Below are 25099 nucleotides of genomic sequence, written 5' to 3'. Positions count from 1 at the left end.
AACGTAATTTATGAGTGAATATTTCTTATTTAGCTTATTAACTGTTGTAGCAGCGTTAATGAGTTATATTAATACTAAATTTTTAAAACTGCCTAAAGCTATCGGTCTAACAATTCTCTCAATAACCTTCTCTGCATTATGTGCATCTCTACTAAGTGATACAAACTTTCTTGTCGTTGCATTATCAAGCTTTGATTTTAAAAAAACAGTTCTAGATGGAATGTTGTCATTCTTATTATTTGCAAATGCTTTACATTTTAATATGATTGACCTTAAGAAAGAGTTAAAAGCAGTTTTTGGCCTAGCTAGTATCGGGTTATTACTATCAGCGATTACTACTGCAGTTTTGATATATGGATTGTGTTTATTAGTTAACTTTGATATTAGCTTTGGATATTGTTTAGTCTTTGGTGCACTAATATCTCCAACAGATCCAATAGCAGTAATTAGTACATTAGCTGGTAATAAATCAATACCAAAACATATAAAAACTCGCGTAGTTGGCGAATCATTATTTAATGATGCTACTGGAATTGTACTTTTTGTTGTACTTTCAAATATCTTCTTTTTTGGTAGTGGTGGTGAGTTTGGTAATGCTATAAGCAGTTATAGTAGTATTAATACATATATTTGGTTAATAACTAAACAAATTGCTACTGAAGCTGGTGGTGGTATTATTCTAGGCTATATATTTGCTCAAATAGCCCTTATTTTCTTAAAAACTAATAGAGACTCTGAAACCTCTATCTTTGTAACACTTGCTGTTGCTAGTATGGGATATGTGATCGCTCATAGCCTACATGTATCAGGGCCTATTGCCATGGTAGTTGCAGGACTATTTATTGGCAATAATCTTTCTGAATCTAAAAAGAATTACCCCGAGCAAGTTGATAAAGTAGATAAGTTCTGGACGGTTATTGATAATATGCTTAACTCATTTTTATTTATACTTATTGGCTTAGAGTTAACTAGTATTCCATTTAATATATCGGCTTTTTGGGTTGGTGTTGCAGGTATATTCATTGTAACTTTTGCAAGGTTAATTAGTATTTCAATACCAATAACAGCTATTGATAAAAAGCTCACCAAAGGTTCCGCAAAGGATAATCTCTTAGTAGCATGGTCTGGTGTTAGAGGAGGTATTTCTCTAGCATTGGCACTTTCACTACCAGATGAAGGCCATGTTATTGTAAGTATCACATATACTGTTGTAATTCTTTCAATACTAGCCCAGGGATCAACATTAAAAATAGTCGTAAATAAGATCTATCCTCCTAATCTTGCTAAAAAACCTGCAAATACTGTAAATCAATAAATTTAAAAATCATAACTATTCATATTTATGATTGTAGTAAGCTTTTCCAAGGTATTTTACTAAATAATTATCAACCTTAATCGCCCCGGGAGTTGAGTCAGTTGGTCTACGTGGGTTAACTCTATCATTAATCCATGCATTATTGTCCCAACCTTTTGTTGTCTGTATACATTCTTTAACAAAATCTTTTATCAAATAGCGATCTTGAATCTGCATACACCCTGTTATAAATAAGTCTACATATGACTGAATAATAGGGAACTCTTGATTAGGTTTTTTAATTGCACTTGGCTGTTGTGCATATATCCAATAAGTACCTTTTTGTAAATTCTTTAAGCCTAACGATTGTATATCAGTTGCTGGAATTTTATATCTACAATAATCAACTTCTCTTTTATCAGCTGAATTCATCCCATCTGAATTAACTGGATAATAAACCGCATTTAAATGAGCTCCTTGTTGTGGTACAACCAGAAGAGCAGTGGTTCTATAAGACCCATCAGCTCTTAGCCCCCAAACTCTCTTAAAGTTTTTAACTTTCACTGGATAAACATTCTTAGCTTTAGGATTTGTTCTCATTCTCGAAGAATCATTCATTAAGCTACCATAACCAACTATAAAATTTTGTTCATTTGAGTTTATTTGTGGGTGACACTCATCTGCAAAACTTGAAACAGCTAAAGCCAAACCTGCTGTATATAAGAATATTTTTTTCATAATCATAGATCCATCAACAAAAAGCTCTATATAGGGAGCTTCTTTTTTTATAAAAGTTTATATTTAGGATATCTTAGTAAAAGCTATATTACACCTATTAATACCAATATATTATTATGGAGGTTAAATAGTTATCTAAACCGACACTAAAATAAATATCTATTAATTATTGGACTAGTTCCTTTCTTAACGCAATATTTTAGCTAACTATAAGAACATCTCTTTTATCATTGTTTTAGGAATATAGTTACCATTCATTTTTAGAAAGCAGATTCCATCTTCATACTTTGACACTGTATTCATATTTTTAGCAATATCTTCACATTGATTTTTTTTATAGCGACTATTTCCTATTTCAAAATACATTAGTATAAAGACTAGTAACAATACTAAAAGTAAAGATATCGTAATATATAAAAATACTTTTTTCATATAGCCTCTTTTATAAAAGCTGATAAGATCTAAGCTTCCTACCAATTAATAATTTGTACGTAATCTTGAATTATTTGCACCATTATATGCATAATTCTGAAAGCTCTCTGTTGATGACATTAAGCTCTCATAGTGATGATTACGACCATAAAAATCATAATAATTATCTGTATATTGTTCAGGGAAAGACGACTGAAGAGTATCTTGTCCTCTTGGTATATAATAATCAGGACCTTGCGGACTATATCTACGTGATTGATATAAGTCTTTTGAGATATTATTCATATTTACGACAGATATAGGGTCGCTTTGCATATTAAGCTTTTTAGAATCCTTTGACTTAATATTAGAAAAATCTGGGACGCCATTTTCTTCTGTTTTATAAACAGTAGAATATGCATTTAAACTAACTAAAATACCTATAAATAATATCAATACTCTCATTTTAGCTTTTTATAAAGTTATTGTTATTCTTTAATATTGCCAAAGCTTGATTATAATCACAATCATTTAGTATCATAACTATAGCTAATTTAACTGATTTATTAGCTTTTACATAAAAACTTTGAGCTATATCATAATCAACACCTGTAGCTTCACATATAATTCGCTTTGACCTCTCAACTAACTTCTCATTTGTTGGTTTAACATCCACCATAAGATTCTGATAAACCTTTCCTACAGATACCATAGATAATGTTGATATCATATTTAGAATAAGTTTCTGTGTAGTTCCAGATTTTAACCTTGTTGAGCCAGTTAAGACTTCTGGACCAGGTACAGCTTCTATATGAAGTGCAGCATATTGTGATATTTTAGCTTGTTTTGTACAACTTACAGCTACTGTTTGAGCTCCAACATCATTAGCATATTCTAGAGCCCCTATAACATATGGAGTTCTACCACTAGCAGCTATCCCTATAACAACATCCTTGTTTGTTAAGCCTATCTGCTTTAAGTCTTTTTGGCCAAATTCCGGATCATCTTCAGCACCCTCTTGAGCCTCGATAAAAGCCTTTTCACCTCCTGCTATAAGACCAACCACAGTATTATAATCAACACTAAAAGTTGGTGGGCACTCTACAGCATCTAATATACCTAGTCGACCACTTGTTCCTGCTCCTACATATATTATCCTGCCACCATTTTTCAAGGCTTGTGAAGATTTTGTAATTACTTTGACAATATTTTCATGCTGCTCCTTTAGAGCTTCTATAACATTATATTCTTCATCTATCATCAAACTAACAGCATCTGAAATAGGCATTGAGTCAAGCCCAAAACTTCTTTGATTTCTTTTTTCAGTATTTACATTATCTAATATACTCATATTATTACCTTTTTAACTATTCCTAATGGATAAAGATATTTGCTATCTAGATAGACAGGTTCGCTAACAACTTCCTCATCCTCAACTTCATTATCTTTAGAATTATCTACCTGAGCATGAAATTGATCATTTATTTCGTTCTCATCTTTAGGCTCAGCCTCATCGCCAAGCTCATCTCTAATTTCTTGTACCTTTAAAGCTAAAGCATTTGGCTGAATATAAATTTTATTTATAGTATTTTTAATAGCATCAAAATCAGCTAAAATCTGTGGTGATTCAAAATTGCTAAGAGGAACCTCTTGTAGCTCTTCCAAATCAGAATTTAACTGAATCACCTTACTATTTGTAAAAACAAATAAGTAACCAAACTTTGGTACAATTAACTGAATTATATCACCAGATTGTTCTTCGTTTTGTGAGTTATCTGATACTGGTATAACATCATCACTAGTACCTCCAAAATCAAACTCTTTTTCTAAGCCATTTGAACCATAATCAAGAGGCTCAAAACCTCCATAACCCTTAATATACTCATATCTATGAATCTTAGTTGGTTCAAAAGTTATAATATACATAGAATTTTCATCTTTTGATATTATAACAGGGGTACCGAATGTCTCGCCATCAATGTAAGTATCTAAGCTTTTACCAACCCTATGATCACCATTATAACTAAAATCACTTACACCCATAAGACTTTTACTTTGACTATTCGGATGAAAAATAAGTATCATATTGGCATTAAGATTATTAGCTGTATCCGGTACTAAAAGCTTAATATTTTCATCGCTTAGTTTTGCTTTAAATGCTACTGTATCAGCCAACCTAAGAGTATAGTTCTCATTTGTTCTTGAGTACTTTGAGTAATAAACCTCTAACACCTCTCTATTTCCCTTCTTTTTAGCAGCTTTTCTAACTAGCATAAGCTGCGGAGGCTCATCAACTTCATCAAAATACCATACAGCGTCAAAAATATTATCTTTAAGAAACTGTCCTCCTGATGAACCTTTAGTCCCTCTTTGGATAACAGCTCGCCACTGGCCAATATCATTACCTAACTCTTCATTATCAGCAGCTAGACCTTTAACATCTTCGTTTAGTATATCATCTAACAAAAAATGCGTAGTAAATAACTTGTCAGTATCATATAAAAGTAAATATAAGCTCCACTTCCCTTTCTCTAAGTTCCAACCAACTTTAACCTTGTAGTTAACCCCCATAGTCTCTGGAATAGCAACACCAATCTTAGCTTTCTCAGTAAATATATTTATCTGTCTATTCTGTTTCTGAATGAAACCGATAAAACCTTTAGCTTTATCTTTAATTGTACCGTCATTAGCTAAGCGATATGTTCTTGCTCTATAATCATTAATAGCAGCTGTATTTATCATTGGTACATTTATTGCAACGAATTCTCCTCCAAAATTTTGATAAAGATTAGCAATTAATGCGTTATAGATAATTCTTTCTTTTAGATCTACCGTTGCACCTAAGTTAAATGCCTCATATATCGCATTATAACTATTATACTCTTGTGATTGGAAAAGCTCGGCATTATTACCTTTAGGAAAGAATGATGAAATACCATCATCATCAACAGTTACCTTAAATTTGCTATCTCCAACGACAAACTCATTTGATTTCGTAAAATCTATATCATCTTTAGCATTTAATATATAAGTTTCACCAAGTACTTTTTCATTACTATTTTTAATAATACTTTTAGTAGTAAGTAGCCCCATCTTAAAAGTGTATAAAAGGCCCGTCAATAGCACCATAACAACAAATGAAAATATTAAGGCCATCAACAATGCTGAGCCTGATTTTTTAGAGTTTAAACTTTTACGTAGCCTTTGCATTTATGCATCTCCTACCAAAAATATCTTACTAGTCGGCTGACCAGAAACTTTAAAAGAAATCTTTAATGCTGCAATTGTATCACTTCTGACATTAATGGGGTCTTTTTCTATCTCTTGCCAATTTAGCTCAGCATCTCCCTTATGCACATCAGAGTTCAAAACATATTCAATCTTTAAATCACTAACATTACTTATCAACTCATACATTGATGAATCATCTGAATTCTGCTTTATATATTCATATAGTGAGTAAAGCTCTTTACCATCTTTATCTTTTTTACCATTATCTGCAACAAAGAAAACCTCTAAAACATACTTACCAACATAATCCCCTACTTTAAATTTATTTTCAATACGAGTAGTAGTTGAGACAAAATCTCCTGTTATAGCTCCAGCCTTTACCAAATCGCATTCAAATGCATTACATAAAACTAAATAGTCATTAATAGAGATATCTCTTTCTGGTGATCTATCCTTTTGGAAATCATTTACTTTAAAGATATTATTTGAAGAATTTGTTTTTAAACTAGAGTCTAAACTACTTCTTTGAATTATAAGATAATCAGTATCCTGCTCAACACAATATATCTCTTTATTAAGGTTCATACTTCTTAAATCATTCTGTTCAGCCTTGCGTTGCTGACAGGCTTCGGCAGATAAAGTTAGACCTTCAGGTAAGCTTGAAACTCCTTCGATAGGAGCCTTACCTATCGAAATAATCCCCATTTTACCAAAGATATCTCCAAGGTTATCCCCGGAGTTATCCACAAGCTGTTGATGCAAATCTCCATATTTTGTGATATAGCCTGCATGACCTATAGCATTATAAAAGATTTGTTTAACCATTAGCTGATCAGTATTTATTCTATGTCTTTCACTAAGTTTTGTATATTGTTGCTTCATATTGAAGTAAATGCCCAAAGCCATTGACATAACTACAGCTGCTATAACCATTGACACCATTAACTCTGGCAAGGTAAAACCAGATATGTTATTGCTCTTTTTGATTATCACTTTGCTCTACCTCTCGCTGTATAATTTTGACTCTATCAGCGACGCCCATAGTATCGTCAAAAGCAGCTATATTAACTAGTTTATAGATCACCTTAACATTATTTGCAGCTTCTTTTTGTTGTTTTTTATCAGCTTTTTCAGCCATTTTTTTGATATCAGCAATACTGTATGAATTAAATCTATCCACAGACTTTTTCTCTTTTATAGGCTTTGCTTTATTTTCTACTGTAAGAACTACAGTTTTTTTGAATTCTATGCCATCTTCGGTTTTAGAATCATCAAAAACTCCTGTAAGACGATAGATATTTACCCTTTCATCAAGAATTGACGCAATCTCATCTTTTTTATTTTCGAGGGTTATATTGATTAGGATACTATTTAGAAGAAGAAAACCTGAAGAAAGGACAAATAACAAAATCATTGCAGCTAGCATTGATTCTACAATACCAAACCCTGCCTGTGATTTTGTCACTTGTAAGTTCATAAATCATATTAGCTTATAAACTAAGCCTCCTTAAATCGGCCAAAAGACATCAATTTATCATATCTTTTTGAATTTCTTTGCTCAACAGACATCGCTGATAGCTCTTTTAGCTCAATAGCCAAAGCTTTTCTAATATTAGCAGCAGTAGATTCATAATCTCTATGAGCTCCACCTAAAGGCTCTGGGATAATGCCATCAACAATCTCAAGCTCTTTTAAACGATCAGAAGTTATATTCATCATTTGTGTAACTTCAGAAGCCTTTTCTGCTGTTTTATGCAAGATAGAAGCACAACCTTCTGGAGAAATTGTCGCAAAGTAGCTGTATTGAAGCATAAGTAACTTATCACCAACACCAATACCTAATGCACCACCAGAACACCCTTCGCCAATCACTGTACAGATAACTGGAACTTTAAGTGCACTCATTTCAAATAAATTTCTAGCGATAGCTTCACTTTGACCGCGCTCTTCTGCTTTGATACCAGGATAAGCACCTGGAGTGTCAATGAAAGTTATAACAGGCATATTAAACTTCTCTGCTAACTTCATTAAACGTAAAGCCTTACGATATCCTTCTGGATGCATCATACCAAAGTTATGTTTAATCTTACTCTTAGTATCACGACCTTTTTCTTGTCCTATAACCATTACCGGGACATTATTTAATTTTGCAAGACCTCCAATAACAGCTAAATCATCACCAAATGCTCTATCACCATGAAGCTCTTGAAAATCAGTAAAAACTAATGGTAAAAGGTCTTTAAAATAAGGCCTATCTGGATGACGCGATAACTGAACTACCTGCCAATCTGTAAGCTTAGAATAAGTTGACTCCATTAACTCCAATCTTTTTTTATTAAGCTTTTTAAGCTCGTTCTCTGTCTTTTCATCTTCAAAGACATGAGATAAAGACGTAATCTTATCTTCAACTTCTTTAATTTTTGACTCAAAGTCTAAATAATTCATTTTCTATTTTCTCCTTTCAAATGCAAATCAATTCATAAAAATAGCTACAGATATTCTAAAGTATTTTGATAAAATAAAAAAGATAGCAGTGAATGATTTTCAAAGTTTGTTATATCAAGTAGATGTAATATAATCACTCACATACAAAATATTCTAAATTAGTTTTATGCAAGATATTTCTCATCATACACCGATGATACAACAATACCTAAAAATCAAAGCACAATATCAAGATATCCTGCTATTTTACCGTATGGGCGATTTTTATGAATTATTTTTTGATGATGCTAAAAAAGCGGCTAACCTTTTAGATATAACTCTTACAGCTCGTGGCAAATCTAATGGTGATCCTATACCTATGGCTGGTGTACCTTATCATGCGGCTGAAAGCTATATTGCAAAGATTGTCAAAAAAGGACTTTCTATAGCAATATGCGAACAAACAGGTGATCCTAATACTTCCAAAGGACCTGTTGAGAGAGACGTTGTAAGGATAATAACGCCAGCAACAGTTTCAGAAGAGGCTTTCTTAGATACAAATGCCGATAGTATATTACTAAGCATTTATGTAAAAAATGATAAATATCACTTAGCTTATACTAGCTATACTCAAGGTAAAATATACTTATTAAATAAAATAAATAATTTAATCGAATTAAAGAACGAGGCTCTAAAACTTTCTCCTCAAGAGATTATCACCAACTCTCAAGAGCTTAAAGAACAAGATATATTTGAAAAACCTCTTAAAGTCTTAGAAGAATGGTTCTTTAGTGGCTTTGAAGCAAAAAAACATATCTCTGATTCTCTTGATATAAGTCTAGCGACTAATGTTTTAAAACAATATAAAACTGAACAAATAGTCACTATAGGCGCAATACTTGGCTATCTTGCCACGACACTTAAAGATACACCAAGACATATTACAGATATTAGTTTTAATGAAGATGAACAGATACTCAACATAGATATTAATAGCAGAATAAACCTTGAACTTGATAATAACTCCAAAAGTAGCTTACTTAACATAATCGATAAGTGTAAAACAAGTCTTGGCAGTAGATTATTACGAAGATATTTTAAAAACCCTACAAAAAACCTAGATAAAATACACTTACGCCATAATATTATTGATAATTTTAAAGAGGATCATCACTTCTTAAAACTCCAAGAAGTGCTTAGCTACATTAATGATATTGAAAGAATAATTTCGCGCGTTGCTTTAGGAACTGTAAAGCCTAAGGATTTAGTATCTCTTCAAAGCTCTCTTAGACAGCTACCAAAACTCAAGAAACTCTTATCTGAGAGAAAAATTAAAGAAGTACAAAGCTTAGATAATGGCGTATATCAGCTTGATGAATTAGTTGAGCTTTTAGATAAAGCTATTATAGAAAACCCTCCTGTAACTATCCGTGATGGTGGTGTTATTAAAGAAGGTTTTGATAAAGAGCTTGATGAGCTTAAAAGTATAAAAGATAACTCTTATGATTTTTTATTAAAATTTGAACAATTACAAAAGCAAAAAACTGGCATTAGCACTCTTAAAGTTGGTTATAACCGCGTACATGGCTATTATATAGAACTATCTAAACAATATGCTGATCAAGTCCCTGCTGAGTATACCAGAAGACAAACTCTAAAAGCTAGTGAGCGTTATATCACAGAAGAATTAAAAGATTTTGAAGATAAAATTCTTTCATCAAAAGAAAAGGCTCTAGCTCGAGAAAAATTAATTTATGACTCTCTACTAAAGAAAGTACTAGAATACTATAATCAAATTCAACAAACAGCTGAAAGTATTGCCCAAGTAGATGTTCTAGCCAATTTTGCTGAAAGAGCTATCAAACTAAGTCTTAGACAACCAAACTTTAACAACCACGGTAAGTTAGATCTTAAGGAAGTTCGCCACCTTGCTATAGAGCAAAATATTGATGAACCATTTATTCCCAACAATACATCGCTAACAAAAGACACTCATACTCTAGAGATAATCACAGGTCCAAATATGGGTGGTAAATCAACATATATGCGTCAAGTTGCTCAGCTAATATTCTTAGCTCATCTTGGCTCATTTGTACCTGCAAGCCATGCAGACATTTGTGATATCGATACTATCTATACAAGAATAGGCGCTTCTGATGACATTTCAAGTGGTAGATCTACATTTATGGTTGAAATGACTGAGACGGCTTATATTTTAAATAATGCATCAAGTAATTCTCTAGTAATAATGGATGAAATAGGTCGAGGAACTAGTACTTTTGATGGTTTATCATTAGCAGAAGCTTGTGCTGAAAAATTTGCTAAAATTGGTGCTTTTACACTATTTGCAACCCACTATTTCGAGCTTACAGAACTTGTAAACAAATACACTAATATAAAAAATATTCACTTTGAAGCTAAAGAGTATAAAGATAATATTTACTTTATGCATAAAGCTGTAGAAGGTGCTGCAAAGAAATCTTATGGAATACAGGTTGCTAAACTAGCAGGTATCCCTTCAGATGTCCTAAAATCTGCTAAGCAGAATCTACATAAGCTTGAAAATAAACAACCTATAATAAAAGATGTCAATCAAGCCCAAACTTCTTTAAACCTAGATGACTCAAGCCATCAATCTGACTTACTCAAAGAAAAGCTTAATAGTATTGATATAAACAACATAACTCCAGTTGATGCATTGAATATACTTTTTGAATTAAAAAATTTTTAATTTATTACATAAGCTTTTCTAATTTGCTATAATTCCCAAGTTATAACTTATAAATTTTCTAGGAAAACCTATGCAAAACAATGAAAATCAACCTTCATTCTTAATTCAAAAAGTTTACACAAAAGATACGTCTCTTGAAACTCTTAATTCACCAGAATGTTTCAAAGATCAGTGGAATCCTAACTCTGACTTTAATATTGATATAAATACAAAAAAGCTTGATAATGAAAACTTCGAGCTTGATCTAACTATCACAGTAACAACAAAAAATAATGACGCAAACGTATATATTGTTGAAGTTACTCAAGCGGGGATATTTACAATAACAAATATGCCTGAAGATCAAATTGAGTCAGTACTTAATACATATTGTGCTAACACTCTATTCCCTTATGCTAAAAGAGTTCTTGATTCTTCAATTATGAAAGGTGGCTTCTTGCCTCTAAATCTAGCACCTATTAATTTCGATGCTATTTACATGCAGAAAAAAGAGCAACAATCTGAGCAACCTACTCACTAAAACAACTACTACTAAGATATTTCTCAAATGGATAATTCACAAAACAGTTTTATTAAGATTCTAGGGTCCATAATGATTATTATTGGCACCATGATTGGTGGTGGCATTTTAGCTTTGCCTATAATCACAGCAAAACTTGGCTTTGTAATTGGCTCTATCCTTATAGTCCTTATATGGAGTATAATGACCTACACCGCAGTTGTTATAGCTGATATATCTTGCTCTATGCCTTATGGTAGTAGCTTTAAAACAATTGCAGAGAAATATCTAGGTAGAGCTGGTGGAGTTGTTGCTAGTATAGCGTTTCTTATACTGATGTACTTTATAAGTACTGCCTATATTTCTGCTGCTGCATCATCACTATCAACAACATTCCCAGATATTAATGAGAATATATCTTCTTTACTTTTTGTAATTATTTTTGGAAGTATCGTAGTTCTTGGAACAAGGTTTGTTGATTATGCCAATAGATTTTTCATAATCTTAAAAATACTTGTTTTAGTTATATTATGTGTTGTTTTTAATCAATATATACAAGCAAAAAACTTATTTGTTGCTCCGGTTGATCTTGGAGTATCTCTAGTTATTGCAATACCTGTTTTTACAACTTCATTTACATCGCACATTATAGTACCTGCTTTATCTGACTACCTTGGTAAAAACACTAAAGATATCAAAAAGGTAATAATAATTGGCAGTATTATCCCTCTTATACTATACATAATATGGGTCTCTACTATTTTAGGAGTATTACCATTACATGGTCCTGTAAGTTTTATGGGTTCGATATTTAATCATATCCCAGTTGATAAAGCTAACATTGGTGATATCCTGATGGCATTAGGTGATAAAGTCAAAACACCAGTTACATCAGCTGTATTACATATATTCACATATGTTGCGATTATGACATCCTTTTTAAGTGTTAATTTATCATTATTTCACTTTAATCTTGACACTTATAAGCTATATAAAACAAAGAAAATTATTGGTTATTCAATAGCTACCCTTCTAACCTTTGCCGTACCACTAATCATAAATCAGCTTGACCCTGACATATTTATATATGCGATGACATGTGTTGGTTTATCAATCGCGGTACTTTTAATGATTATGCCCTCGCTTATGGCTCTTAAAATCCATAATCTTGGTGAAAACTTTAACTATAAAGTATCCAGGTATAAAATCTTGTGGCTAATTTCTTTTATATCTGGTGTAATAGTTATATTATGCGTTGTAATTTAAAATGGCGAATCTAGAACATATTAATACTTTTCTCAACAACCTGTTATATCTTAAAAACTACTCAAAAGAGACTATTAACAACTATAAAAGAGACTTAATACAACTAAACAACACGCTGGGTGAGAGAAATATTATTGACTTAAACTATAATGATATTTCCACATGGATAAAAAAGCTTCATGCTCAAGGAAACTCAAGTAAAACCATACAACGTAAGCTTAGCTCTATTAGAAGTTTTTATAACTTCTTACTAAATAATGAGGTAATAGCCAAAAATCCTACTCTTGGTATTAAAGCTCCTAAAGGAGAAAAAAAACTCCCTAAAGCAATAAATATAGATGAACTAGCATATTTACTTGATATAGCTCCATGTAATGATATCGAAGCTAGAGACATTGCTAGCTTTGATCTTCTATATAGTTGTGGTATCCGTATTAGTGAATTATCTTCAATACAAATTAAAGATATTAATATAGGAGATAAAAATGTTAGAGTTATCGGTAAAGGCAACAAGGAGAGAGTTGTATATTTTGGCGCTAAAACATTAATAAACCTAAAGAGGTGGCTTGATGTTAGAAACTCTTTTAACCCTCAATCTGATTATCTTTTTATCTCTCAAAATGGAAGCCATCTTACAAATAGATCTATCCAAAAGAGATTAGAGATCTTTGCTCAAAAATATGCGACTAAACACATACATCCGCATATGCTTAGACATTCTTTTGCTAGCCATGTATTAGATTCATCTAAAGATTTACTCGCTGTAAAAGATTTGTTAGGTCACTCTGATATATCTAGTACACAGATCTATACACATCTAAATTTCCAGCAATTAGCAGATGTTTTTGATAACACTCACCCTCGAGCAAAGAAAAAATAATGACAATAAATACTCTTGATCAGACAACAATAAACCATATTAATAAACTTATAGAAAATAGCTTTGAATATAACCAGTCAAAGACAGATAAATATCTTTACTATGATGCTGGTATACTAAAACTCTCAAATAAAACCCAAGAGTTATTTATTGATTTTAATAGTAATGAAATTACCAGTAGAATAGATCCAAAATCAAAAAAGTGTAGTGTTGTACAAGCAGTTGAAGGTCGATCAAAAGAAAAATTAAAAATTCTAGATACAACAGCAGGTCTAGGTAGAGATACTTTTACTCTAGCTGCGAGAGGACATCAAGTTACATCTATAGAAAAAGATATTTATATATATCTACTTCTTTGTGATGCCCTAAACAGAGCTTTTAAAACAGAATCAATATCACATATAGCTGAGAATATTACCTTACTAAATCTAGATAGTAATCAGTATATTCTAGATACAAAGCATTCATATGATTGCATATACGTTGATCCAATGTTTCCTCCGCGAAGAAAAAGTGCAAAAGTTAAGCAAGGCATGCAAGTATTACACGAGATTGCATTTAATAATGAAGACCATAATACACAACTTTTAAAAAACATATTAGAAACACAAAAAGCCAAAAAAGTTATTGTCAAAAGACCAGTAAATGCAGAATTTCTCTATGCTAAAAAACCGTCATCTCAACTCAAAGGAAAAACTAATCGATTTGATATCTATAGTTTATAAACTCTTATTTCTCTTTACATTAGTATAAGAAGCTACAAGCAAGACACCTGCAATAAATAAACTAATAGCTGAAATCCAATAACAAGGAATAAACTCCTGGAAGTTTGTAGGAGCTGATTTCATAATAATTGCCGAATTCCCATAACTTACTGCATAACTTATAAATACTACAGCAATAAACAATAGGCCTATGGACATTCTAAGAGCTATCAAAATAGCACCAATCACAAAGAGCATATAACACAAATAATCAAAGCCAAACAAAACATCATAATTTAATATATATGGATTTATATATTTGTACACAACTCCAACCCATATAAGTAAAACAATTAAAGATATTGCTACAGCTACTAATTTCTTTTGTTTTGTTGCTAATACATACCTAGGATCTCTAAGCCATATAACACTAGCAAAGATAGACATAAGTATTTGAGCAGATAAGAAGATAAAAGAGCTCGTTAACCCATACTTACCATAAATAAAAACCTTTATTATCAAGCTAGCCAAGACTAAAATCCATGCAAACCTTATATTTTTAAAAGCTAAGAATGCAAATATCAATAGACAAATATTTGCTATACAGTCATAAATGACATAATCTAAAGTAATCATACTTCTCCCATAGTTTAAAGAATCCTCTTCATAGATTTTAATATAAAAACATATATAATCATAAATATAAAGTTTTTAAAACTAAAGGCTATCATGAAGTATTATCAATTTTTCTTAACGCTAACATTAACTAGCCTTGTTGCAAATTTCTGCTATGCAAATGATACTATTTACACATGGAAAGCAAAAGATGGTAGTACAGTGTTTTCACAGTCAGCACCTATTTTTGAGCAAGAATATGAAGAAGTTGGTGTACATTTTAAAAATAAAATTCATCCAAAATCTCCTGCAGAAAAACAGCTTGCCTCACTTAAGCAAAATAACATGTATATTAAAGAACAAACTACCACAAGTTCTAATAATGATAAAAAATCAAATAGTGTTTTAAATGTAAAAATAATCTCTCCTGCAAATGGAGAAAATAGATTTGTACATAATGAAAAGCTCTCAATAATATTAGAACCAACCCTTACAGCTGAAGATCATCCTATTTTTATTTTAAATGGAATACCTTATCCAGCTCATTTTGAGAATGGAGTATGGAAAGTTAATAGGCCTAATCCAGGACCAGTTAGTATTGCTGTTAAAGGTAGCACTAAAGACCATAGGACTATAAGCTCATCTCAAGAAATTAACTTTAACAGAAAACAAGTCTTCGGCAGATAAAATTCATTTACAAAAACTTTTGATTATTCATAATTTTATATATACTTAACTTAGGTATTACTATATAAGTTTAATAAATGTCAAAGTTTAATAAAGTCATTTTTAGTTTGATGTTTGCAACATGTTCAGTCTCCGCTTTTGCAGATAATGATAATGGGACATCTCAGGTTTATTCTTGGAGATCATCAACTGGAAATGTTGTATTTTCAGAAACAAAACCAAGTGGTGATGTAGACTATAAAGTTATAGAGGTTGGCAAACCAACAGTAATAAACCCTGAAGGTAAACAAAACATCCCTAAAGCTGCTACTGCTACAACAAAAACTGTAAATATAGACCAATCAGACATACAAAAGCTATCAGGATCAACTTTAGCTGAAAGAAATATGCAAACATTAGGTAACGAAAATCAAAACAGTGACTTGGATGTTAAGATAATATCTCCTAAACAAGATTCTAACATTTTCACTAAAGAAGAGCATATTCCGATAATTACCACTCCTGAGATCTCACAAGACGATAAACCTATATTTATGATAAATGGTGCAGCAATACCAGCGACCTTTGAAAATGGACAATGGCAAATAGCTCGCCCAACCCCAGGACAGATTGAGCTAAGTATCGCAGGACAAACTTCAAATGGCATGAATATCCGTTCGGTAAATGAAGTTTCATTTTTTGTCAGAAATGGTTGGTATGCCCAATCAAAAAATACAGGAAATAACTTTGCTGGAGGAAGCAGATAAATTAATTTGAATAATTAATATTTTTTACTCAAACTCATCCCAATTTACTTCTATAAATTTTTCTGGACTATTCTCTTTTAAATGTTTTAAATTAGGGCAATTAGAGGTATGTACAACAACTCCCTTTGAAACACTCATATATCCTTGTATCTGATCAGAGTATGTAGGTTGGCAACATTTAGCTAACTCATACTTCATCCCATCAAAACCTGAAACTAAGATTTTTGAAATCTTCGGTCTACTAGTTATTAATCTTGATCTTTTTTTAATAAGCTTTTCTTCAGCTGAATATGTGTCAATGATATGATTAACAATACTGTTTATTCTTACATTACCATTCTCAATGGCTGCAAATAAGCTATCACTACTCTTCATATTAAACTTAGATGCGACTTCTACAAAATCAATCTCCCTAAGATCATAACCTTTAAGCTCTTTAAGAAGCCTATCCTTTCCTAAAGCAATATTGTCTTCTTTATTCTGCTCATTAAACCATTTAATAACCCTAGATCTATTTCGAGACGAAGATAAATATCCTAACCCCTCAGACGCCCAATCCTTACTTGGATTTGGCTCTTTCTGAGTTAAAATCTCAACCCTATCTCCTGTACTTAGCTTGGTTGTTAAAGGTACTATTTTGCCATTTAATTTAGCTCCTTTAGTACGATGCCCAACCATTGTATGAACAGAGTATGCAAAATCTAAAACTGTTGATCCTTCTGCCAAATCAATCAACTCATTTGCTGGGGTAAAGATATAGAGCCTACTATTAAGCTCTTTAGTAATATCACTATCATCATCGTTAATTTCTCTTTCCCATTCAAGAAGAGATCTTAGCCATGCTACTCTTGCTTCATATGATGCATCAAACTTAACACCTTCTTTATAGCGCCAATGAGCTGCAAATCCTAGTTCTGATTCTTCATGCATCTTATGAGTTCTAATTTGAACTTCAATATTTTGATCTTGGCAATGTACAACAGTATGTATAGATTTATAGCCATTTGGTTTTGGATTTGCTATATAGTCACTAAACTCTTCAGGTATTGGAGAAAAAAGATTATTAACCTCTGCTAAAACTTTATAACACTCATCAACATTATGAGTTATAACTCTTACAGCTGTAATATCATATAAATCATCAAGGCTTTTATAATTTTTATTTTTTAGCTTTTTATATATGCTATAAATATGCTTAACTCTTCCTTGAATTGCACCATCTAAATTATATTTTTTTAGAGCCTGTTTTAACCTAGTTATCACATCATTTAAGAAGCTTTCTCTTTGTTTACGAGTAACTCCTAAATCTTTAGCAATCTCTTTATATTTATCTTGTTCTAAAAAGAAAAATGCCCTATCTTCAAGCTCCCACTTTATAGCTCCTAAACCAAGTCTATTTGCTAAAGGCGCATATATATCTAATGTTTCTCGAGCAATAACACGCTGTGCTTTATCACTTAAGGACTTTAGATGACGAATTGTACATAGCTTATCGACAATCTTAACTAATACAATCCTAACATCTTCTATTATAGTTAATAACATCTTTCTAAATGTATCAATTTGTTCAAGAGATATATTATCTGAACGATACATTCTAATTGCCGACATTTTACGAGTACCTTGCAAGATCTTAACTACTGTAGAGTTAGTCACCTGCTCAACTTCTTCGTCTGTAAGATCTCCAAAATTATATAACTCATAAAGTATACCAGCTGAAACTGATTCTTCATCAGCCTTAATTCTAAAAAGTACATATGCCATTTCAATAGCATATAAAAAAGAGTTAATTCCAGTGGGGTGTCTTACTGACTCAGCATTTTTATCTTTTAGAAGGTCTAATGCTTTAGCTATAATTTCAAACTTATCATCGCTATAGAAACTTTTAAGTTCAGATACTAAAAGTTCATCTTTTATACGACCATCACTATCTAAAAGTTTAGAGTCAATAACTTGCATAAATTACCCACTTTTTATATAAAAATACAAAGTTAATCTATAAGCCGGGTTCTGTAATAGACAGTCATTTATCTAGGTTTACTGTCACCAGTAAACTCAAGCGACCTACCCTGCCACTGCGCGAGCAACGCATTAGTGACGCTATTTGGTCTTGCTTTAGATGGGGTTTACAATGCCACTGAATGTTACCATCAGTGCGGTGTGCTCTTACCACACCTTTTCACCCTTACCTTTAAATTAAGGCGGTATATTTTCTGTTGCACTTTCCGTAGGCTCACGCCTCCCAGACGTTATCTGGCATCTCGCTCTATAAAGCCCGGACTTTCCTCACTTAATAAAAGCGCGACTGTCCGATTAACTTTGTAATTTATTAGCTCTCTCTAACTTTCGTTAGCTCAATAATATTATTAGATTTTACAGAATTATACTCTTCCTGCAAAGCTGATATTTTAGAATCATAATGTTTTTTTATTTTTATAACTTCAGACTCCAAGTTCATTCTATCATTGTTTAGTTTTAGACGGTAATGATTATACTCCTCTTGCAGATTTACTCTATCATATCTAACAGCTTGAATAAGTTTAAATATCTCAACTAACTCTTCAGAGAATTGATTTAACTTTTCAGCACTAAAGCTCTCAACACTAGGTGTTTTTTTATATTTATAGTTTGTAGATTTATTTACTACATTATGTTTCTTTTTAATATCAAAGCTAGGTTTCTTCATAGAAATAATTTAAAGATTTAAAAGTTAATGAAATTTATATATGTGGTAATCTATCAAAGGCTACTAATAATTGCAATCCTATAATACTTACACCGCTTAATAATATTATAAGCAAATATACTTTACTAACAAGAGTATTTCTACATTCTTTTGATCTAACAACCCAAACCATCATAGCTGGTTGAATTATTAATAAAACTGCAACAAATATACTTGCATACCCTAAAGCAGCTATAAAGCTGTTCACAAAGTACATTGCAAATATCAAAGGCGGCACTAAGGTTATAGCAAGAACAGTAGCTCTTTTTATTTTTTTATTTACATCAATACTATATAAATCTCTATTAAAAGAAAATAGTGCTAAAGCAACACCTAAAAATGATGTAATAATCGCAAAATTCTCAAATAATTTTATAAAAATCAATGAACTATGTTGACCTAAGTTTTGATACGCCGCAGCAAGTGTTTTTCCTGCTCTACTAAGCTCAATAAAACCTCCATGACCATACAAATCAACTGTGCCCAAAGTAGCAACAACCCATACCAAATATATTACTAATGGCATAAGTGCTCCTATTGCAATAGTACCCTTAAAAACCTTGTCATTTTCAAAATAATTTCTAATCGCAGGGATAACAATATGAAAGCCAAATGAAGTAACAAGAATGGGTATTGCAAACCAGATATATCCCTCTCCCAATGAATTATTTTCCAAAAGCGAGCTTTGTATACTCGGCGCTACAAAAGCTATAAATAAGATAAAGGCCAAAATTTTTAGGCTCAAGAATAACTCGTTAACCCTAAAAACCACCCTTATACCTTTGTATATAAAGAATCCGAAAACTATACAAAATAAGATTTTTGCTAAATTAATATTTTCTAAGCTAATCCAGCTAAATATATAAGTATTAAAAAGCTGCCCTCCCATAAATATATATGCTGTGAGCAATGAGTATAAGAGCAACAAGTAAAAGACTAAATTCAGCACCTTACCGGGTTTGCCTAGTATATTGCTAGCTATTGAATCCATATCTGTACCTAATGGCTGAGATATATTTGCTTCAACTATTAGTAAAGCCGTTGCATACATAATTATCCAGACTAAAAATAAAGCTATTACAGCATAATTAAAGCCAACTGCTGCAACCGCAAAAGGAATGCCTAACATCCCAGCTCCAACAGCAGTCCCAGCTATTATAGCTACTGCTCCTATTTGCTTTACAATTGAAACCTCTTTCATCAAATGCCTTTTATCAGTTTAGTTTAAAAAACATTAAATTATAGCAAGTTTAATTATTTAATGTAAATAAGCGTATTTATCAATCAAAAAATAATTATCAAATATGTTTTTTTATTATTGAAGTAACAAATATAATGCTAATTTACTTCTTGATCTTAATGTAAAATCTCTGCAAACTATCTGGATATTTTTCTAAAATTTATTTTATATGAGCCTACAAAGAAAAGCTGTGCTAGCTCTTTTTATAGTTACTATATTCTGGGGGGCTACGTTTCCTCTTATTAAGATTTCTCTAGCTTATATTTCACCTGGATTATTTGTAGCATTCAGGCTTAGCCTTTCATTGCTACTGTTTATACCAATCATTATAAAATCAAACTTTAAGCACAAAAAATATCTACTAAAGGTAGGAGCTATTTTTGGCTCTTTAGAAGGTTTAAGTTTTTACTTCCAGACTCATGGACTATATACAGTATCATCGAGTGAATCAGCTTTTCTTACTGCACTAAGTGTTATTATGATTCCTTTTATCGGTAGTATTTTCAAACTTGATCGCTTAACTATTTATAGTGTAGTTGCATCATTTGTATCTCTAGTTGGGATATATGCTCTTTCTGGAGCTAGCTTTAATAACTTCACTATAGGATATCTTTGGTCAATACTATGCGCTTTAGTTTATGCCCTATCTGTAGTTTATCTAAGCTATGAAACTAGAAAAAATCAAGATACTGGAATCTTCAAGGATTTGCGCTTACTTATAGTTTTACAAATTATTTTTGGTATACCTATTCCTCTTATTTCAGATATCCCATCTATGTATTTACATTTTAATTATATCTTAGTAGTTTCCTTAGTTTTCTGCTCAATCACAACTATTGTGTGCTATTACTTACAAAACACATATCAAAAATATCTAAGTATGGCAGAGGTTGCTGTAATATTTTCATTTGAGCCTATTTTTGCCACTATCTTTGGCAGGGTAATTAATGATGAGAAAATATATATCTCCACCATTATTGGCGGCTTATTAATACTCGCTAGTTATTTTATAATTGAATTTGGAAATAGAAGAAGGCAAAAAAGAAGCTAATATATTTTATCAGTATAAAAAAGGTATAAAATTCAAAATGAGAAAATAGAAACTTATCTTAGAATTGTTATAATTAAGCTCTTGGATCAAAATTCATTTTTTCTTGCATTTGCTTATAGAATTCCTTTTTCTCATCAGTATCTGCAAGGGGTAGCTTGACATCATAAACTATGTAAAAGTCTCCTGTACCAAGACCTTTTCCTTTTATACGCATTTTACGTCCTGATTGACTTCCCTCAGGCACTTTCATTTTTTTCTTACCATACGGAGTATCAATCTCTAAGGTTGTACCTAAAGCTGCTTCCCATGGTGCAATATTTATATGCTCATAAACATCATTACCATCAACTTTATAATTCTTATAATCGACTACTTCTATTTTTATATACAGATCGCCTGCTGGAGCATTTGTGCCAACTCCTGCACTACCTTTACCTTTTACACGTAACTTCTTACCATTACCTATCGCAGCTGGTATATTTACATCAACACTCTTATGTTGCATAGTAGGCATACCATTAGCGCCTGCCTCTTGATAACTATAAGATACTGAACGTTTGCCACCTTTTATAGCTTCCTCAACATTCAAGCGTAACGATATATCTATATCTTCGCCCTTTCTAGCTCTTGGTTGGCCACCACCGAAGCCTCGAGATCCGCCACCACCGCCAAAAAGGTCTCCAAATATATCACCTAAATCTTCAAAGTTAAAATTCTGAGATCCACCACCTTGAGAGAAGCCTCCAAAGCCTCCTCCTGGGCCTCCGCCAAAACCTCCTTGCTGAACCTTATCCCAGTTTTCCCCATAACTATCATAAAGTTTTCTTTTCTCTTTATCTCCTAAGACATCATATGCTGTTTGGATCTCTTTAAATTTATCTTCAGCACCTTTTTCTTTATTAACATCAGGATGATACTTCTTTGCTAATCTTCTATATGCTTTTTTTAGATCAGCTTCTGAGGCATCTCTACTCACCCCTAGTAATGAATAATAATCTGCCATTATATAACTCCTAAATTAAATCGCACACCACCTTACAAAAATGGCATACACAATTACTATAAATATCCTAGTATTTAGATATAAGGTCTTTTTTAACAAATACAAGCTATATACATAATTATTTTAAATAAAACATAAGCCCAAGAATTACACTGATAACTAAATTATATTAGAAATATTTATTATAGAAATAAATTAAAAGTGATTAAATGCAGATAAAGTAAACTTAATATTAGATTGTTATTAGTTTTTTAATGTTCAGTAATAACCACAATCCTATATATAAACCCTGCAACTAATGCCCATGCAGAGTTAAAAACTATATTCATTCTAATTACTTCATCACCTGCATTAACACCAAAGTATCCTTGCCCAGCGTGTGGCATAAGCACTAAGAAATTAAAAAGTATCACAGCAGCTCCAATAATCACCGTTTTAATTAATATGTTTTTAGGCACAGGTGAAGCAAAAAGTATTGACCAAACGCCTCCCCATACCATCAAACGATAGAGAGTATATTTAAAAGTGTCATCAAGTAATATGCCTTGCTGCTTTGCATAGGTAAAAGCAAAGTACAAAACACATGCACTAATCAAACCACTCACGTAAGATATAAATATATTATTTAATATTTTTTTCATTTACTTGTTCCTTATGTTTTTCAAACTTATAAGATTCACAACAACTATAGGCAACTGCCTACAATAACTAATATAGTATAGATTCTATTTAATTGATAGACTGACTGAGATAAAAGGACTATTACAATAAAATGATAAGTATGAATTTTGCTAAATCAAATTTAATCTGTGATTTTAGAATCCACATAAAACATTCCTATACTTTTAGGAGCTGTTGTTTTAAAGCCAAACTTCTCATATAAATATTTAGCGTCTCCATCTGCAATTAAATTTAAATAGGATGTTTCAAATGCATTTAATTTATAGTATTCCATTAGGTGATTCATGATCAATTTTCCTAATCCATTACCTTGATACTCAGGTAATACAGCTATATCAACGATCTGAAAATGACAGCCTCCATCACCAATGATTCTGCCCATACCTATAGTTTTACTTCCATCTTTAAGATGTAATCCAAACCATGTATTCTGCATTGCAATCTCAGCAGCAGCAATAGATTTAGGACTAAGCCCTGCTTTTAAGCGAAGATTACAATAATCATTAACTGATGGACTAGACTCAACAACTTCGTACTTATTCATTTCACCTCTCATAAACGATAAAGATAAACTTAGTCTAAAATTATAAGATAGAAATAATTATCGATAAACTATTTACCAGCATCAATTACCTAGCAAGCCCGTTTAAATATAATTATCTTAAACATATAGTAGCTAAGCTTCATAAACTTAATTATTATCTAACTATACAATCTTACATAAACTAAAAATATGCTAGAAAATCAACTTAAAGAACAATTGATAAAAATAAACAAAGACAACTTTAAAAATAGTTTTTCTATCCAAGAAATAAAAACTCCAATTGGAACAATAATAGCCATAGCTGATGATGAATATCTATATACTTGCTGTCATATCAAAGACTCAAAAATTCAATCAATAGAAAAACTCCTTAAAATATATTCTGCGAAACTAAGCTTTCAAAAAAATAATATCCTAGAAAAGACTGAGTTTGAGCTAGACCAATATTTCAATAAAAAATTAAAGAAATTCTCTATCCCTCTTAAACTAACAGGTACAGAATTTCAAAAACAAGTTTGGCAAGAATTACTAAAAATCCCATATGGAAAAACTATTAGTTATCAGCAAGAAGCTGTAAATATCGGCAAACCTACTGCTTTTAGGGCTGTTGCAAATGCTAATGGTAAAAATCTGTTACCTATAATCATACCTTGTCATAGAGTGATTAATACTAATGGTAAACTTGGCGGATATACAGGTGGTCTAGATAAAAAGATTTTTTTATTAGAACTAGAGCAAATAAATTAAGTATTTTCAATTTTTAAAACCATCTCAATCCTACTAGTGAAGTTCTTAAATAATTCGTTAAACTTTTCTATATCAACACAATAATAGTTTTTTTTACCTTCTACCTTCACACATAGAAGACCTATCTTATTTAACTCTTTCAAATGCTGGGATATAGTTGCTTGAGCTAAAGGTAATCGTTTAACTAAATCTCCTACACACTCCTCTTCTTGCAAAAGCGTTTCTAAAATCATTATCCTCGCTGGATGAGATAATGCTTTACTCAATGAGGTAATATCACTATATTTTTTATCAAATAACTCTTCTTTCATCTTATATTTTCTTTACTTATTTCTAATCAAAATCAAATACGAACACATCAAACCTATACATGTTAATACCAATCCAGTACATAGTAAATATATTAAAGAAAAAGATATAATATGAACCATAATTAAAATGCGAATAATAACTCTGGATAAATTTAACACTAAAGAATAAAAGCCATTATAAAATGAGAAGTTATGCTCAAATATATCAGCAATAAGTAGAGGCTTACTAATAGTTGAAATACCTAGCCCCATACCAAATATAATAGAAAAAATGGGAAGAATATAAATAGTTGAATAAATAGATATTAAGTATAATATACTACCAATAAAAATAAATGCATTAGCTATAAGATTAATATAATAACTACTCCAATAACTATATCTGCTAATAACTACTCTTCCTATAACTTGAGATACTCCTATTATTGCGTAACTAGGTTCTGTGCACAAAAAATCTAAATTAGATTGAAAATAACTAAACCGTTGTTATTTAGAAGTTGAAAGGCAGTAAATATCAAGGGTTTAGCAAATGCATTATCATATAAAAGAAGTATTCTGGTCAAGTATTTTA

General features: G+C 31.5%; 27 protein-coding genes and 1 other RNA gene. 10 read left to right on the top strand and 18 right to left on the bottom strand.

Annotated elements, in window-relative coordinates; all coding sequences use genetic code 11:
* The first annotated feature begins 10 nt into the window (after window positions 1-10).
* A complete protein-coding gene (locus AB8E56_RS04060) occupies window positions 11-1315 on the top strand; it encodes a sodium:proton antiporter (RefSeq protein WP_329478240.1) in 1305 nt (434 codons plus the stop codon).
* 15 nt (window positions 1316-1330) lie between these two features.
* Here the strand turns inward: AB8E56_RS04060 and AB8E56_RS04055 are convergent, their stop codons facing one another.
* The 8 genes from AB8E56_RS04055 to AB8E56_RS04020 all read right to left on the bottom strand — a co-directional run bounded on the left by AB8E56_RS04055 (window position 1331) and on the right by AB8E56_RS04020 (window position 8119).
* Complete coding sequence (locus AB8E56_RS04055; RefSeq protein WP_329478238.1) at window positions 1331-2032, bottom strand: gamma-glutamylcyclotransferase family protein; 702 nt, start codon at window positions 2030-2032, stop codon at window positions 1331-1333.
* A gap of 207 nt (window positions 2033-2239) precedes the next feature.
* Complete coding sequence (locus AB8E56_RS04050; RefSeq protein ID WP_329478236.1) at window positions 2240-2464, bottom strand: hypothetical protein; 225 nt, start codon at window positions 2462-2464, stop codon at window positions 2240-2242.
* Window positions 2465-2509: 45 nt separating this feature from the next.
* Entirely contained in the window at window positions 2510-2908 is a 399-nt protein-coding gene (locus tag AB8E56_RS04045) for a hypothetical protein (RefSeq protein ID WP_329478234.1), read from the bottom strand.
* Between the two features lies 1 nt (window position 2909).
* Window positions 2910-3794: an N-acetylmuramic acid 6-phosphate etherase gene (murQ, locus tag AB8E56_RS04040; RefSeq protein ID WP_329478232.1), complete on the bottom strand. Its 885-nt coding sequence runs from the start codon at window positions 3792-3794 to the stop codon at window positions 2910-2912.
* Entirely contained in the window at window positions 3791-5653 is a 1863-nt protein-coding gene (locus AB8E56_RS04035) for a hypothetical protein (RefSeq protein WP_329478229.1), read from the bottom strand. The genes murQ and AB8E56_RS04035 overlap by 4 nt, the downstream gene beginning before the upstream one ends.
* On the bottom strand, window positions 5654-6667 hold the full coding sequence (locus tag AB8E56_RS04030; protein WP_329478227.1) for a prepilin-type N-terminal cleavage/methylation domain-containing protein: 1014 nt from the start codon (window positions 6665-6667) through the stop codon (window positions 5654-5656).
* The gene (locus tag AB8E56_RS04025; RefSeq protein WP_329478225.1) at window positions 6645-7151 is read right to left on the bottom strand and encodes a pilus assembly protein; all 507 of its coding nucleotides are present in this window, start codon (window positions 7149-7151) and stop codon (window positions 6645-6647) included. The genes AB8E56_RS04030 and AB8E56_RS04025 overlap by 23 nt, the downstream gene beginning before the upstream one ends.
* Window positions 7152-7171: 20 nt before the next feature.
* The gene (locus AB8E56_RS04020; protein ID WP_150468122.1) at window positions 7172-8119 is read right to left on the bottom strand and encodes an acetyl-CoA carboxylase carboxyltransferase subunit alpha; all 948 of its coding nucleotides are present in this window, start codon (window positions 8117-8119) and stop codon (window positions 7172-7174) included.
* Window positions 8120-8285: 166 nt separating this feature from the next.
* Between AB8E56_RS04020 and mutS the strand changes: the two genes are divergently transcribed.
* The 5 genes from mutS to AB8E56_RS03995 all read left to right on the top strand — a co-directional run bounded on the left by mutS (window position 8286) and on the right by AB8E56_RS03995 (window position 14199).
* On the top strand, window positions 8286-10829 hold the full coding sequence (gene mutS, locus AB8E56_RS04015; protein ID WP_329478223.1) for a DNA mismatch repair protein MutS: 2544 nt from the start codon (window positions 8286-8288) through the stop codon (window positions 10827-10829).
* Between the two features lie 70 nt (window positions 10830-10899).
* A complete protein-coding gene (gene secB / locus AB8E56_RS04010) occupies window positions 10900-11349 on the top strand; it encodes a protein-export chaperone SecB (protein ID WP_329478221.1) in 450 nt (149 codons plus the stop codon).
* A 27-nt stretch (window positions 11350-11376) separates the two neighbouring features.
* A complete protein-coding gene (locus tag AB8E56_RS04005) occupies window positions 11377-12594 on the top strand; it encodes an aromatic amino acid transport family protein (protein WP_329478219.1) in 1218 nt (405 codons plus the stop codon).
* Window position 12595: 1 nt separating this feature from the next.
* The gene (gene xerA / locus AB8E56_RS04000) at window positions 12596-13474 is read left to right on the top strand and encodes a site-specific tyrosine recombinase/integron integrase (protein WP_329478217.1); all 879 of its coding nucleotides are present in this window, start codon (window positions 12596-12598) and stop codon (window positions 13472-13474) included.
* Window positions 13474-14199, top strand: a complete 726-nt coding sequence (locus AB8E56_RS03995; protein ID WP_329478215.1) for a class I SAM-dependent methyltransferase — start codon at window positions 13474-13476, stop codon at window positions 14197-14199. The genes xerA and AB8E56_RS03995 overlap by 1 nt, the downstream gene beginning before the upstream one ends.
* On the opposite strand, the gene AB8E56_RS03990 is transcribed toward AB8E56_RS03995, so the two are convergent.
* A complete protein-coding gene (locus AB8E56_RS03990) occupies window positions 14194-14814 on the bottom strand; it encodes a hypothetical protein (RefSeq protein ID WP_329478213.1) in 621 nt (206 codons plus the stop codon). The two genes, AB8E56_RS03995 and AB8E56_RS03990, sit on opposite strands and share 6 nt — an antisense overlap.
* Window positions 14815-14907: 93 nt before the next feature.
* On the opposite strand from AB8E56_RS03990, the gene AB8E56_RS03985 reads away from it, so the two are divergent.
* On the top strand, window positions 14908-15480 hold the full coding sequence (locus tag AB8E56_RS03985; protein ID WP_329478211.1) for a DUF4124 domain-containing protein: 573 nt from the start codon (window positions 14908-14910) through the stop codon (window positions 15478-15480).
* A gap of 77 nt (window positions 15481-15557) precedes the next feature.
* Window positions 15558-16226: a DUF4124 domain-containing protein gene (locus AB8E56_RS03980; RefSeq protein ID WP_329478209.1), complete on the top strand. Its 669-nt coding sequence runs from the start codon at window positions 15558-15560 to the stop codon at window positions 16224-16226.
* A 24-nt stretch (window positions 16227-16250) separates the two neighbouring features.
* Here AB8E56_RS03980 and AB8E56_RS03975 read toward each other — a convergent pair whose 3' ends face one another.
* The 4 genes from AB8E56_RS03975 to AB8E56_RS03960 form a co-directional block, all read right to left on the bottom strand.
* Window positions 16251-18185, bottom strand: a complete 1935-nt coding sequence (locus AB8E56_RS03975; protein WP_329478207.1) for a RelA/SpoT family protein — start codon at window positions 18183-18185, stop codon at window positions 16251-16253.
* Window positions 18186-18209: 24 nt separating this feature from the next.
* Window positions 18210-18547, bottom strand: an RNA gene (gene rnpB, locus AB8E56_RS03970) — RNase P RNA component class A.
* Window positions 18548-18555: 8 nt separating this feature from the next.
* Window positions 18556-18912, bottom strand: a complete 357-nt coding sequence (locus tag AB8E56_RS03965) for a hypothetical protein (protein WP_329478205.1) — start codon at window positions 18910-18912, stop codon at window positions 18556-18558.
* A gap of 34 nt (window positions 18913-18946) precedes the next feature.
* Window positions 18947-20152 carry an aromatic amino acid transport family protein gene (locus tag AB8E56_RS03960; protein ID WP_329478202.1) on the bottom strand — a complete coding sequence of 402 codons (1206 nt, stop codon included), beginning with the start codon at window positions 20150-20152 and terminating at the stop codon, window positions 18947-18949.
* A 208-nt stretch (window positions 20153-20360) separates the two neighbouring features.
* Here AB8E56_RS03960 and AB8E56_RS03955 point away from each other — a divergent pair, with 208 nt between their 5' ends.
* Window positions 20361-21242, top strand: a complete 882-nt coding sequence (locus AB8E56_RS03955) for a DMT family transporter (protein ID WP_329478200.1) — start codon at window positions 20361-20363, stop codon at window positions 21240-21242.
* A gap of 73 nt (window positions 21243-21315) precedes the next feature.
* On the opposite strand, the gene AB8E56_RS03950 is transcribed toward AB8E56_RS03955, so the two are convergent.
* From AB8E56_RS03950 to AB8E56_RS03940, 3 genes are all read right to left on the bottom strand, one after another.
* Entirely contained in the window at window positions 21316-22245 is a 930-nt protein-coding gene (locus AB8E56_RS03950) for a DnaJ C-terminal domain-containing protein (protein ID WP_329478198.1), read from the bottom strand.
* A 251-nt stretch (window positions 22246-22496) separates the two neighbouring features.
* The gene (locus AB8E56_RS03945) at window positions 22497-22886 is read right to left on the bottom strand and encodes a membrane lipoprotein (protein ID WP_329478196.1); all 390 of its coding nucleotides are present in this window, start codon (window positions 22884-22886) and stop codon (window positions 22497-22499) included.
* Window positions 22887-23047: 161 nt separating this feature from the next.
* The gene (locus AB8E56_RS03940) at window positions 23048-23470 is read right to left on the bottom strand and encodes a GNAT family N-acetyltransferase (RefSeq protein ID WP_329478194.1); all 423 of its coding nucleotides are present in this window, start codon (window positions 23468-23470) and stop codon (window positions 23048-23050) included.
* Between the two features lie 189 nt (window positions 23471-23659).
* On the opposite strand from AB8E56_RS03940, the gene AB8E56_RS03935 reads away from it, so the two are divergent.
* Entirely contained in the window at window positions 23660-24217 is a 558-nt protein-coding gene (locus tag AB8E56_RS03935; RefSeq protein WP_329478192.1) for a methylated-DNA--[protein]-cysteine S-methyltransferase, read from the top strand.
* On the opposite strand, the gene AB8E56_RS03930 is transcribed toward AB8E56_RS03935, so the two are convergent.
* Both AB8E56_RS03930 and AB8E56_RS03925 read right to left on the bottom strand, forming a co-directional pair.
* On the bottom strand, window positions 24214-24528 hold the full coding sequence (locus AB8E56_RS03930; RefSeq protein ID WP_329478189.1) for a metalloregulator ArsR/SmtB family transcription factor: 315 nt from the start codon (window positions 24526-24528) through the stop codon (window positions 24214-24216). The genes AB8E56_RS03935 and AB8E56_RS03930 overlap by 4 nt on opposite strands.
* Before the next feature lie 12 nt (window positions 24529-24540).
* Window positions 24541-24978 carry a hypothetical protein gene (locus tag AB8E56_RS03925; RefSeq protein ID WP_329478187.1) on the bottom strand — a complete coding sequence of 146 codons (438 nt, stop codon included), beginning with the start codon at window positions 24976-24978 and terminating at the stop codon, window positions 24541-24543.
* Window positions 24979-25099: the final 121 nt, after the last annotated feature.

The organism is Francisella sp. 19X1-34 (assembly GCF_041102755.1).
Classification (GTDB): Bacteria; Pseudomonadota; Gammaproteobacteria; order Francisellales; family Francisellaceae; genus Francisella.
This window is presented reverse-complemented; position numbering and strand designations above follow the sequence as displayed.

Excerpts from the sequence above, each read along its gene's own strand:
- AB8E56_RS04045 (WP_329478234.1), bottom strand. The coding sequence starts at position 2,908 with ATGAGAGTATTGATATTATTTATAGGTATTTTAGTTAGTTTAAATGCA.
- AB8E56_RS03935 (WP_329478192.1), top strand. The coding sequence starts at position 23,660 with ATGCTAGAAAATCAACTTAAAGAACAATTGATAAAAATAAACAAAGAC.
- AB8E56_RS04020 (WP_150468122.1), bottom strand. The coding sequence starts at position 8,119 with ATGAATTATTTAGACTTTGAGTCAAAAATTAAAGAAGTTGAAGATAAG.
- AB8E56_RS03980 (WP_329478209.1), top strand. The coding sequence starts at position 15,558 with ATGTCAAAGTTTAATAAAGTCATTTTTAGTTTGATGTTTGCAACATGT.
- AB8E56_RS03985 (WP_329478211.1), top strand. The coding sequence starts at position 14,908 with ATGAAGTATTATCAATTTTTCTTAACGCTAACATTAACTAGCCTTGTT.
- AB8E56_RS03995 (WP_329478215.1), top strand. The coding sequence starts at position 13,474 with ATGACAATAAATACTCTTGATCAGACAACAATAAACCATATTAATAAA.
- murQ (WP_329478232.1), bottom strand. The coding sequence starts at position 3,794 with ATGAGTATATTAGATAATGTAAATACTGAAAAAAGAAATCAAAGAAGT.
- AB8E56_RS04050 (WP_329478236.1), bottom strand. The coding sequence starts at position 2,464 with ATGAAAAAAGTATTTTTATATATTACGATATCTTTACTTTTAGTATTG.
- AB8E56_RS03930 (WP_329478189.1), bottom strand. The coding sequence starts at position 24,528 with ATGAAAGAAGAGTTATTTGATAAAAAATATAGTGATATTACCTCATTG.
- xerA (WP_329478217.1), top strand. The coding sequence starts at position 12,596 with ATGGCGAATCTAGAACATATTAATACTTTTCTCAACAACCTGTTATAT.
- AB8E56_RS04025 (WP_329478225.1), bottom strand. The coding sequence starts at position 7,151 with ATGAACTTACAAGTGACAAAATCACAGGCAGGGTTTGGTATTGTAGAA.
- AB8E56_RS03955 (WP_329478200.1), top strand. The coding sequence starts at position 20,361 with ATGAGCCTACAAAGAAAAGCTGTGCTAGCTCTTTTTATAGTTACTATA.
- AB8E56_RS04055 (WP_329478238.1), bottom strand. The coding sequence starts at position 2,032 with ATGAAAAAAATATTCTTATATACAGCAGGTTTGGCTTTAGCTGTTTCA.
- AB8E56_RS03965 (WP_329478205.1), bottom strand. The coding sequence starts at position 18,912 with ATGAAGAAACCTAGCTTTGATATTAAAAAGAAACATAATGTAGTAAAT.
- mutS (WP_329478223.1), top strand. The coding sequence starts at position 8,286 with ATGCAAGATATTTCTCATCATACACCGATGATACAACAATACCTAAAA.
- AB8E56_RS03940 (WP_329478194.1), bottom strand. The coding sequence starts at position 23,470 with ATGAATAAGTACGAAGTTGTTGAGTCTAGTCCATCAGTTAATGATTAT.
- AB8E56_RS03990 (WP_329478213.1), bottom strand. The coding sequence starts at position 14,814 with ATGATTACTTTAGATTATGTCATTTATGACTGTATAGCAAATATTTGT.
- secB (WP_329478221.1), top strand. The coding sequence starts at position 10,900 with ATGCAAAACAATGAAAATCAACCTTCATTCTTAATTCAAAAAGTTTAC.
- AB8E56_RS04035 (WP_329478229.1), bottom strand. The coding sequence starts at position 5,653 with ATGCAAAGGCTACGTAAAAGTTTAAACTCTAAAAAATCAGGCTCAGCA.
- AB8E56_RS03960 (WP_329478202.1), bottom strand. The coding sequence starts at position 20,152 with ATGAAAGAGGTTTCAATTGTAAAGCAAATAGGAGCAGTAGCTATAATA.
- AB8E56_RS03945 (WP_329478196.1), bottom strand. The coding sequence starts at position 22,886 with ATGAAAAAAATATTAAATAATATATTTATATCTTACGTGAGTGGTTTG.
- AB8E56_RS03950 (WP_329478198.1), bottom strand. The coding sequence starts at position 22,245 with ATGGCAGATTATTATTCATTACTAGGGGTGAGTAGAGATGCCTCAGAA.
- AB8E56_RS04060 (WP_329478240.1), top strand. The coding sequence starts at position 11 with ATGAGTGAATATTTCTTATTTAGCTTATTAACTGTTGTAGCAGCGTTA.
- AB8E56_RS03975 (WP_329478207.1), bottom strand. The coding sequence starts at position 18,185 with ATGCAAGTTATTGACTCTAAACTTTTAGATAGTGATGGTCGTATAAAA.
- AB8E56_RS04005 (WP_329478219.1), top strand. The coding sequence starts at position 11,377 with ATGGATAATTCACAAAACAGTTTTATTAAGATTCTAGGGTCCATAATG.